The 9931-nt window shown below is 55.9% G+C and carries 8 protein-coding genes; 4 read left to right on the top strand and 4 right to left on the bottom strand.

Translation table 11 applies throughout. The features are described from left to right. Nucleotides 1-357 precede the first annotated feature (357 nt). The 4 genes from ACE4YL_RS03790 to gmd form a co-directional block, all read right to left on the bottom strand. Nucleotides 358-2073 (bottom strand): hypothetical protein, encoded by a 1716-nt coding sequence (locus ACE4YL_RS03790; RefSeq protein WP_461369259.1) that lies wholly within the window; start codon nucleotides 2071-2073, stop codon nucleotides 358-360. Between the two features lie 459 nt (nucleotides 2074-2532). Continuing rightward, nucleotides 2533-3513 carry a GDP-mannose 4,6-dehydratase gene (locus ACE4YL_RS03785; protein WP_461369258.1) on the bottom strand — a complete coding sequence of 327 codons (981 nt, stop codon included), beginning with the start codon at nucleotides 3511-3513 and terminating at the stop codon, nucleotides 2533-2535. Nucleotides 3514-3683: 170 nt separating this feature from the next. Further along, nucleotides 3684-4649 (bottom strand): GDP-L-fucose synthase family protein, encoded by a 966-nt coding sequence (locus ACE4YL_RS03780; RefSeq protein WP_461369257.1) that lies wholly within the window; start codon nucleotides 4647-4649, stop codon nucleotides 3684-3686. Further along, entirely contained in the window at nucleotides 4627-5748 is a 1122-nt protein-coding gene (gene gmd, locus ACE4YL_RS03775) for a GDP-mannose 4,6-dehydratase (RefSeq protein WP_461369260.1), read from the bottom strand. Before gmd ends, ACE4YL_RS03780 begins: the two co-directional genes overlap by 23 nt. A 155-nt stretch (nucleotides 5749-5903) precedes the next feature. Between gmd and ACE4YL_RS03770 the strand changes: the two genes are divergently transcribed. The 4 genes from ACE4YL_RS03770 to ACE4YL_RS03755 all read left to right on the top strand — a co-directional run bounded on the left by ACE4YL_RS03770 (nucleotide 5904) and on the right by ACE4YL_RS03755 (nucleotide 9772). Next, entirely contained in the window at nucleotides 5904-6029 is a 126-nt protein-coding gene (locus ACE4YL_RS03770; RefSeq protein ID WP_461369256.1) for a hypothetical protein, read from the top strand. 317 nt (nucleotides 6030-6346) lie between these two features. Further along, nucleotides 6347-7747 (top strand): glycosyltransferase family 4 protein, encoded by a 1401-nt coding sequence (locus ACE4YL_RS03765; protein ID WP_461369255.1) that lies wholly within the window; start codon nucleotides 6347-6349, stop codon nucleotides 7745-7747. 338 nt (nucleotides 7748-8085) lie between these two features. Beyond that, the gene (locus ACE4YL_RS03760) at nucleotides 8086-9015 is read left to right on the top strand and encodes an ABC transporter permease (protein WP_461369254.1); all 930 of its coding nucleotides are present in this window, start codon (nucleotides 8086-8088) and stop codon (nucleotides 9013-9015) included. Between the two features lie 7 nt (nucleotides 9016-9022). After that, the gene (locus tag ACE4YL_RS03755) at nucleotides 9023-9772 is read left to right on the top strand and encodes an ABC transporter ATP-binding protein (RefSeq protein ID WP_461369253.1); all 750 of its coding nucleotides are present in this window, start codon (nucleotides 9023-9025) and stop codon (nucleotides 9770-9772) included. Nucleotides 9773-9931: the final 159 nt, after the last annotated feature.

The raw sequence follows: 9931 nt of genomic DNA, 5'->3' as shown, positions 1-9931 counted from the left end.
AACGTCGTCCTCTCCGCCGTCGGCTACAACTTCCGCCTCGTCCTCGCCTGGCTCAAGGCTTTCTTGCGCCTGATCCTGCACGCCCTCATCCGCGCGCTCGCCGCCCCATCACCGCTCAAACCGGCTTGTTAACGAGCGACTAAATAAGACGTTGACTTCGACGCCCAATGACAGAAGGTTCCCTAACATCGAATAGGAGGTCGCGCTGGCGCTTGGAGGCGACGATCTGCAAAGCCAAGCCGCCCCGACAGCTACAAAGCTGTCAGTTAGCTTGGCCGGAATCCGAGCGACCGGCTGTTTTTCTGGACCCTGTCATTGTGTTTTTTCCGCGCCGCCTGCAGTCACGGATGCGACGCGCTACTCCGTGATACTTGGAACCAGGGGAAGGCATCGTTCGACATCGACCGTGAGGAATTCGATCGCTTTGCAGTCAGTACGCGCCACGATCTCCACCGCGGTCTTGCCTCGGTCCGACAATCGTCGACGCCAAACATCTTCAGCTGCATGCCTACCATTTATTGTCGGATTCCATAATGTTCCGCGCGAAAGATAAATTGTGTCCGGATCACGGACCATCCGACCTAGTTTATCGTCGATATCAGCGGCATAGCGAATGCCATCGCGAACAGCCGAGGTCCCGGCAATAAGCATGTTGAGTAGAGACAGTACGACGACTGACGTCATGCATGCCCGAATATATGGGCTTGGCCTCAACAATTCGGCAAGCCAAACGCCGCCAAGCGGCATCAACCATGCAAACGGCACAAAACGTGCCCACCACGGCTCGGGGAAAACAGCCGTAGCCGCCGTGCCGAGCGCTGTTAAAAAAAGAAGGACCACAAAATAAGGGTCGTTTGGCAAACTAACCGTCCGATAGTGAAACGCAGCCAGCGCCAATGCGGCGATCGCCAAAATAGTTGCGACTCCAAAGAAAGGACCGAAACCCCCATTGCGAGTATCGCTCGCCATATGGAGCTCGTTCCCATTGAACGTCCCTGGCACCTTGAATTCGATCGGGCCGCCATGCATGTTCGTTCGTGCAAAAAAAAGGGCGCCTAATTTGGCTATACGTCCCGACGTTCTAAGATTATGTGGAATTTGATTTCCCGTACTTGGGTTGTAACCCAGTTCATCGGGCGGGGGATAGACGAAACGGTGATATTCAAGTAGGTTTGTCGCGTAAGGCCGCCAGCCTACAAAGCCCACAGACAACACAATTGCTAAGGTAAGCCACTTTATCTGCCACCACAAATATTTTGGCAGTGTCCCGCGACGAGTATATCTAAATATAATAACTCCTGCCCATATTGCAATTGCCGTTGCGGCGAAGAAAAGCCCTGTCAATTTTGTATTTATCACAAGGATTAGTGCTGCGGTCGCCAACAGGGCTACAAAAAGATCTCGTCTTTCTAGCATCAGGATTAGGCTGCAAATAAAAATAAGCACCATTTGGTATAATGCGCCATCGACAAGAGAAGTGAAAAACTGGGACAGCGCAACAGGGTTTCCGACGAGCAATGCGCAAATTATGGTTCGTTGGACCGCAGTTATGTCGGCCCGAAGTAACACCGTCCACAGGGCACTGAACGCCGCAATCATAAGTATCAGGCCGAGCGCCCGGCCGCTTTCAAAGCCGAAAATAGCGTCAAATCCCGCCAGGATTGTCCACATCCCACTCGGATAATAGTTGGACAAAGTAAGATCGGTGGCCTCAACCATAGGCTTCCATCCATTCATGAGTCGAAGTACGGAAGGAAGGTGGTAGGACTGTGCATCGAAGCCGTGATCAGGGAATTGCCGAAATCCAATTGCCGCCAATATGGCAATGACAGTGATCAGCAGGGCGATGGCTCCAATCTTCCATCGCAGATGCTGACCTGCTGAGACGGTGACGTAAATTGCGGCTGCAACGACCGCGAACGCCAGGCAAGCACCGGGGTTCGGCGCGTATCCCGTTAATTCGGCCACACGGCGGAGGATCACATCCAACGCTAAGGCGAAAACCGGAAAAGCAGCTGCGGCAAAGCCGCCAGTTGTTGCGAGCGCCGGCGTGCGTTGATCGATATTGCTCAAATCAGGTTCCAACCTGCGCGGACAGATTTGATTCAGTAACGACGATAAATAGCATGCCGAGGGAGGTTTCGGCGAATTGATCGGTGTGGGTTGCTAAGGTGACCGAACATGGCCAAGGGCCTTGAGCGGGTCCGCCCGCACCGAACCGCAGAGCCGCATTGGCGAGCGCAATTTTTCCGCCGAAGTGCAGCATTGCTGCCGCATGCCTCGACCACGGATTCCGAGGAGAAGCGAAGCCCCGTTGCAGATGATGCCAGGACGTTCGTGGCCAATCTGCGGGGCTCAACATGACGCCCCTCATCGCGCAGATGCCGCCAGCCGTCAGGCGACGTGCCGACACGCGGCGATGGATCGCCGCTCTTTTCTTAGCCCACAAGGTATCAGCCCACAAGCGCCGCAGTTTGTGAATCGCCCGCTCAGCAATGAGCCGAGCCATTCGCTGGCATGCTCTTACACAACTCACGCTCGCCGACGCCGCTCCTGTTCTGCGGCGATTAGCAGCGGAACCAGCTGCGGCAGCTTTATAGTGGCTTCCCAGCCGAGTAAACGCTTCGCCTTTTGTGGACTTCCGCTACTATACTCGATGTCCGTTGGACGTCGATAAAGGTCGCTTGTTTTGACATGATTTTGCCAGTCGATTCCGACAGCAGCAAAGCAACCGGCAACGAAATCCCTGAGACTATGGGTCTCACCGGTGGCGATGACGAAATCTGACGGCTCGTCTTGGGCTAACATGCGCTGCATGGCGTCGACATATTCTGGCGCCCAGCCCCAGTCACGGAAGAGATCGATATTCCCCAGTTGTAAAATCTCGGTTTTGCCCTCAGCAATGTCGAGGACACCACGGACAATCTTTTGCGTGGCGTAGCGGATTGGGCGCAGCGGGGATTCGTGATTGAAAAGAATACCGGAGCAGGCGAATAGCCCGTAGGCCTCGCGGTAATTCGCCACGGCCCAGTGGGCTGCCGCCTTACCTACTGCATAGGGGCTGCGAGGCCGAAAATCGGTCGTTTCATCGGCTGGCCCATCGATTGTATTGCCGAAGCATTCGCTCGAAGAGGCGTTGTAAAAGCGCGCATCGAGCGCGAGGAAGCGCATGGCTTCCATCACATTTATAGTGCCATGCATAATGCTATCAATTGTCTCCACTGGAAGATTAAAGGAAAGCTCTACCGACGATTGAGCGGCAAGATTGTAAATATAGCGTGGTTTAACTGTCTTGAGCGTCGTGACCACGCTACGAAAATCGCCAAGCACAGACGAATGAAGATGAATTTTGTCAATGATATCGAGTGCGCGTAAACCTCTGAAACTCTGGGCCTCCTTGTCGCGAGACGTACCGTGCACTTCGAATCCCTCTCGAAGCAACAAATCGGCCAGATAGGCCCCGTCCTGACCAGAAACGCCGAAAATCAGGGCCGTCCGTTCATTTGCTCGCACAACTGCACACCCGCATTTCAAGTCTCAAGCTTACCCATGAGTGTATCCGACCCTGGAAAAGGTCAAGCAATAAAGCTGTTCCTAGGAGTCGTTAAGGTCGTAAGCGTATTGCACGACTTTGCGGCTTGGAACAGCTTCCGGCGCAAGCTCGGCAAACATATGCGAGGAGTTCAAAGGGTAAAATCACTTCGGTTCCTCCGCGAGAGAAAATCCGCATAAGCTGCCGACAGCCCCTCCCGAAGGACGGTTGTAGCCCGCCAGCCGAGGGCGGCGATGCGCGAGATATCGAGCAGCTTGCGTGGTGTACCATCCGGACGCGTTAGATCGAAAACGATTCGACCATGATAGCCGACTGTCTCGGCAACGAGTCGCGCAAACTCAGCGATGGTCAGGTCCTCGCCTGTGCCAATATTGAGGAAGCCCTCACCGGACCAGCGCTGCATAACGAACACACAAGCATCGGCGAGATCGTCGACGTAGAGGAACTCGCGCCGGGGCCTGCCAGTTCCCCAGACAACTACCTCCGGGGCGGCGGCATCTTTGGCTTCGTGGAAACGGCGAATCAGGGCGGCCGGCACGTGGCTGTACTCGGGATGATGATTGTCACCGGGGCCATATAGATTCGTCGGCATTACCGAGATGAAATCGCACCCATGCTGGCGGCGATAGGCGTCGCAGAGCTTAATAGCCGCGATTTTGGCTACGGCGTACCACTCGTTAGTCGGCTCAAGTGGGGCGGTAAGGAGCAGGTCTTCGGTCATAGGCTGGGGGGCCAGCCTCGGATAGATGCAGGAGGATCCTAGATTGAGCAGTTTCGCGACGCCGGCTTTGTGCGCCGCGTTGATAACATTGGTCGCAATTACGAGATTGTCGTAAATAAAATCGGCCGGCAGCGAGCTGTTGGCTGCTATCCCGCCAACACGCGCAGCGCTTAGGAACACCACATCGGGCCGTACCGCAGCAAAGAAGTCTTCGGTCGCCTGCTGGCGAGCGAGGTCGACAATCTCACGCGGTGCAGTAATGATATCACAGTCTTCGGTGACAAGGCGGCGCAGGATAGCGGACCCCACCATACCGCTATGGCCGGCGACGAATACGCGCCTTCCGCGCAGATCAAACAGCGGTGTCGGCCCCATTGAGAAAATTCCGCAGCAGTTCGGGGCCACGAAGGGCACTCTCGCGTCTCACCGCGGCGAGATCACAGGCTACCATCTCTTTAACGAGTTCCTCGAACGAGGTTCTATGACGCCACCCAAGTTTCTGGTGCGCCTTGCTCGGATCGCCCAGCAGGTGATCGACTTCTGTCGGCCTGAAATAGCGTGGATCGACCTCGACCAGCACTTTGCCGGACGCAGCGTCAATCCCCTTCTCGTTCACACCTGCTCCATGCCAGACGACCGCGCGACCGACTTCTGCGAAAGCCCTTTCGACAAAGAACCGCACCGAGTGCGTTTTGCCGGTAGCAAGCACGTAGTCGTCAGGCTCATTCTGCTGAAGGATGGCCCACATGCCTTCAACGTAGTCACGGGCGTGTCCCCAATCGCGCTTAGCGTCGAGATTGCCAAGAAATAGCTTCTCCTGGAAGCCGAGCTCGATAGCGGCGACCGCGCGCGTGATCTTTCGCGTTACGAAGGTCTCACCCCGGATTGGGCTCTCGTGGTTGAACAGAATGCCATTGGAAGCATGCATTCCGTAGGCCTCACGATAATTCACGGTAATCCAATACGCGTAAAGCTTCGCGGCCGCATACGGGCTGCGCGGATAGAACGGCGTCGTTTCGCGCTGCGGCGTCTCCTGCGCGAGCCCATAGAGCTCTGAAGTTGAGGCCTGATAAAATCGCGTCGTTTTCTCGAGCCCCAGTATCCTCAGTGCCTCAAGCAGCCTCAGCGCGCCGATGCCGTCGGCGTTGGCGCTGTATTCCGGGGTTTCGAACGAGACCTTGACGTGAGTCTGCGCAGCGAGATTGTAGATTTCGTCGGGCCGGATTTCCTGAATGATGCGGATTAGATTCGTCGAATCCGTGAGGTCACCGTAATGGGTGAGGAAGCGCAGATTGGGTTCGTGCGGATCCCGGTAGAGGTGCTCGATGCGTGCTGAGTTAAAAGAAGAGGAGCGCCGCCGTAGCCCATGCACCATATAGCCCTTGGCGAGAAGGAATTCGGCGAGATAAGCCCCGTCCTGCCCGGTAATTCCCGTAATGAGCGCAGTTCTTCGCGAAATGGACGGTGCGTACATCAGAGTTTCCCGTTTTTCGTTCTTGGTCCAATTAGGCACGTTTATAAACCCTCCTTCGAAGTGGTGGATATCCTCCTCCAGTCAGACCTCTGGACAGTCAAGCCGCTACTCTCTCCCGAGCAGCGTTAGAGCATTTTCGGTAAGGTGGAAACTGGTTGGTCGAAGAAGCGGCGACCACCAAGACACCTAGCCAGCCTGCAAGCTTCAAGCAACTGGACAAAAAAGCTGTTTTGAGCTCACCACTACGCCCGCTAGATTTGACGAAACAACTTGGCGCGTGAGCCAAGCGTGTAAGGTACTCGGCTACCCGGCTAGACATTCTCCGTCAAGGTAGCGTTGTGAGTTGAGTTGACACTTAAGGAAATCAGCGGCTTAAGCCGTTTGACGGAACGCTCCACCTAAACAGGCCGCGGAAGGCTGGGCCGCAATGAAGAGCAATACGGCTAAGGACGGATCGAGCGAATCGCGGAGACCAAGCCATCACGAAGAGCGCGACTCCCCCGGCGAGAAGCAATACGACAGATGCATCGACCACGAACCCCGAGGCTGGGCCGAATGGATTTCAGCGGCTCGCTAGTTGTGTCTCAATAGGACCACTATGTTCGACTACGACGTGCATTACACTATCGACCCGATCGCTATGTTCGATTCGGGGACGGATCACTGGACTTCTGAGGATGTTAGGCCCCTGCGAAATGTGCAGAACCGGTCTGCTGTGAACCGACCGCTAATCGTTGTTGACGGCTTGTTCTGGCAGTATCTATCGTCCGGCATCGGCCGAGTGTGGGAAAATCTATTTCGCGAATGGATCAAATCGGACTTCATCGACAACATGATCCTCCTTGATCGCGCCGGAACGGCACCGCAATTCCCCGGCGTTCACAGTTACACGATTGCCAAGCACGACTATGCGCAGACCGGTCGTGACAGCCTCTACCTGGAGCGCGTCTGCCGCCAGCTCGGCGCGGACCTGTTTATTTCAACGTACTATTCGACACCTACCACGACGCCATCGTTTTTTTCTGGCTATGATATGATTCCGGAGGTGCTCGGCTTTCCACTCGTCGACGAGCCCTGGAACGAGAAGCGGCGCGCCATCCTTCATGCAGCCGGACACTCAATGATATCACGCAATTCCGCCGAAGATTTGGAACGGCTGTATCCGAACCTCCCGCGTGGACGTACATTTGTCACCAAAAGTGGCGTAGCTCCCGTCTTCGCGCCCCCGGATTCTGAACAGGTGAATGCGTTCCGAGCTGCCCACCGTTTGCAGGATCAAGACTATGTTCTGATGGTGGGGGAGCGGGTGGGGTACGGCGGCTACAAAAACGGCACCCTTGCCTTTCGCGCATTAGCCGACCTGCCCCAGGACAAGTCGCTTATCCTCGTCTGTGTTGGAGGGCGCCCGGACGTTGAGCCGGAATTGCGCGACCTCGCGCCCAAGCTTGAGGTGCGAAACCTTGAACTTGACGACGAGCAACTTTGTGCTGCCTACGCTGGCGCCCATGCGCTGCTCTATCCGTCGAAGTACGAGGGCTTCGGCATGCCGCCGCTGGAAAGCATGGCTTGCGGAACGCCCCCGATCGTTTGTAACAACTCTTCGTTACCAGAAGTCGTAGGAGACGCCGCCCTCTTCGTTGACGAGAGTGATCCGAAAGACCTGACCCGTGCGATTTTGAGCCTCCACGAACCGGCCCTTCGAAACGATCTCATTGCCCGAGGGCTTAAGCGGGCGACGCTGTTTAGCTTCGCCAAAATGGCGCGGGACATGGCTGCAGCCTTCGTCGAGACCTACGGCCGGATTGAGGCTGGAGAGATCTCTGTGCCAATCTCAGCCTGGACCGAATTGCGCAGCTTCCAGCAGAGCTGTCAGGCTGCTGCCCCCCAACTCCAACAAGCGTTGCAGGCGATAACGGCCATGCGCAACAGCCCGTTCTGGCGGGCGCGAGAATCGGCCGTTAATGCGCTGCGAAAGGTTGGTCTGAGACGGCGTGCATGATTTGACGGGAGATATGCTCAGTTGCGAGGGGAATGGTGAATGCTCCAACGATGAACGTGGGTTTCCAGGTGGGATTAAGGCTGGCTAACGCGAGAGCACCAAGGAGCGAGCAAGACTAGATGCGCGGAGCCGCTGGCGGAAGTTGTGGCCGACGCAACATTGATGGTACAGCCGCTCGCAGCGGCGAAGCGACCGCTGCCGACGCGGGGATTGCGGGAGTCTAAAAGCCGCAGCGATCCGCTCCAAGGAAATCGCTGGCACAGCGGATCATGGGAATGGCTCCGATATTGGCCGACGACTCCGAGCGCACCGTGCAGCAACGAGGCTTTTGAAGAAGAATGCATGATGATACGTTGAAAAGCGCAGTCGCCGAGAGCGGCAGTCGAGGGAACCGGGCGCGGTTTAACCAGATTCTTGGAATAAGGTTGTACGCGTTAAGGTCGCGCGACTTCCAGCGGGATTCGGCGAAGCGCAATTTCTTGCAGAGAGTCATGGTAACGCTCACGGATTTCGCGAAAGATGCCGGGGATTGGCGGCTGTGGAGCAAATTTGGATGGCATGATCTGCTATCGCGTTACAGACGCTCGTGGATCGGGCCGCTGTGGTTAATGTTCACGGCGATCATTTTCATTTCCGCGTTAAGCCTCGTCTACAGTTCGCTGTTTAACATGCCACTCGCGACTTATGTCCCATTCGTTGCGATCGGTGTTGCCTGTTGGGGCTACATATCCGCCGTCTGCAGCGAAGGCGTGGGCGTATTTGTCGAAGCAGAGCCATATATACGCAATGTGCGCGGCAAGCTTTTCATTTACGTGCTGCGGGTCGTGTGGCGAAACGTGCTTGTGTTTCTTCACTATTTTCTCGTAGCCTTCGTCGTCGTCGTGATTCTCGGGAATCCATCCGTTCGCTTATTGCCGCTTGCAACTTTCGGGTTATTCTTGCTGCTGATCCAAGCTCTGTGGGTCGTCCCGCTACTTGGGGTTCTGGGTACGCGTTTTCGCGACTTTCAGCCGATTATCGCCAATGTTCTGACGGTGGGATTGTTTGTCACGCCGGTATTTTGGTTCCCTTCGAGTCTGGGGGCGCGCCGGTGGATCGCCGATATTAATCCCTTAAGTGGCCTAATCACCATCGTCCGCGACCCGCTACTTGGAAGTGCGCCGTCGCCCATAACTTATTTGTACGTCGCCGTGCTTACTTTTGTTGGATTTTGCCTCGCGATCATATTTTACACCCGCTACCATAAACGGTTGATTTATTGGCTTTAGGAAGACCATGAGCCGAATCGAGCTGCGAGACGTCGATGTCGATTTTCCGCTGCTGCAGGCCGATCAGCGATCGCTCAAGCGGCTGCTATCGTTCTATGGCGGTCGTTCGCGTTTTGGCGCAGATCATTGGCAACGCCCTGTTCTCCAGGGACTTCGGCGAGTTAGCCTAACTCTGCAGCGTGGCGACCGAGTCGCCCTGATCGGCGCGAATGGAGCGGGTAAGTCGACGCTGCTCCGTGTAATGGCGGGCATTTATCCACCCGTTTCCGGCTCAGTTGTCATAGAGGGGCGCGTAGGCGCGCTTCTAACTGCCGGGCTCGGCATGCGTGACGACGTCTCAGGTTACGACAATGTTGAGTTTTGTCTGCTACTCCAAGGTGTTCTACCGGAACAGATCCCTGAGAAACGCGCAGAGATCGCCGCATTCGCTCAGCTCGGCGAATACATGCATCTGCATGTCGGCGCCTATTCATCGGGGATGCGCCTGCGGCTCGCTTTCGCCATTTCGACAGCGATCGATCCGGATATTCTCGTAATTGACGAGGTTTTCGGCGTCGGAGATGCGACTTTTGTAAAGAAGGCGGAGATGCGGATGAATGAACTCGTCCAGCGTTCCAAGATCTTCGTCCTCGCTACTCACGACGCAGCGCTGGCGCAGCGATTCTGCGAAAAGGCGCTGTGGCTCGACCGTGGCGAAATCCGTCAATTTGGACCGACTGAAACCATTATTCGTAACTATTTGCAATCTGTGGGATAGAGAAGATAAGGTGAGCGGTGCTTTGGCCACCCTTTGGGCGTGGGATCAGTTGGCTTGACGCAGCGTCGCCACACGCCGGGAAGCGGCTAAAGCAGCCGCCAGGCAGGAAAACCAGTGAATCCGACGCTTATGGCAACTTTCATGGAATCGATCGTCTAG

The sequence above is a fragment of the Candidatus Darwinibacter acetoxidans genome, assembly GCF_041936445.1.
Taxonomy (GTDB): Bacteria; Bacillota; Limnochordia; order Darwinibacteriales; family Darwinibacteriaceae; genus DTU010.
Note: the sequence above shows the minus strand (reverse complement) of the source record. Positions and strands in the feature narration are given on the sequence as shown.

Coding starts and splice junctions, on each gene's coding strand:
- ACE4YL_RS03760 (WP_461369254.1), top strand. CDS start 8,086: ATGCATGATGATACGTTGAAAAGCGCAGTCGCCGAGAGCGGCAGTCGA.
- ACE4YL_RS03765 (WP_461369255.1), top strand. CDS start 6,347: ATGTTCGACTACGACGTGCATTACACTATCGACCCGATCGCTATGTTC.
- ACE4YL_RS03780 (WP_461369257.1), bottom strand. CDS start 4,649: ATGGGGCCGACACCGCTGTTTGATCTGCGCGGAAGGCGCGTATTCGTC.
- ACE4YL_RS03755 (WP_461369253.1), top strand. CDS start 9,023: ATGAGCCGAATCGAGCTGCGAGACGTCGATGTCGATTTTCCGCTGCTG.
- gmd (WP_461369260.1), bottom strand. CDS start 5,748: ATGTACGCACCGTCCATTTCGCGAAGAACTGCGCTCATTACGGGAATT.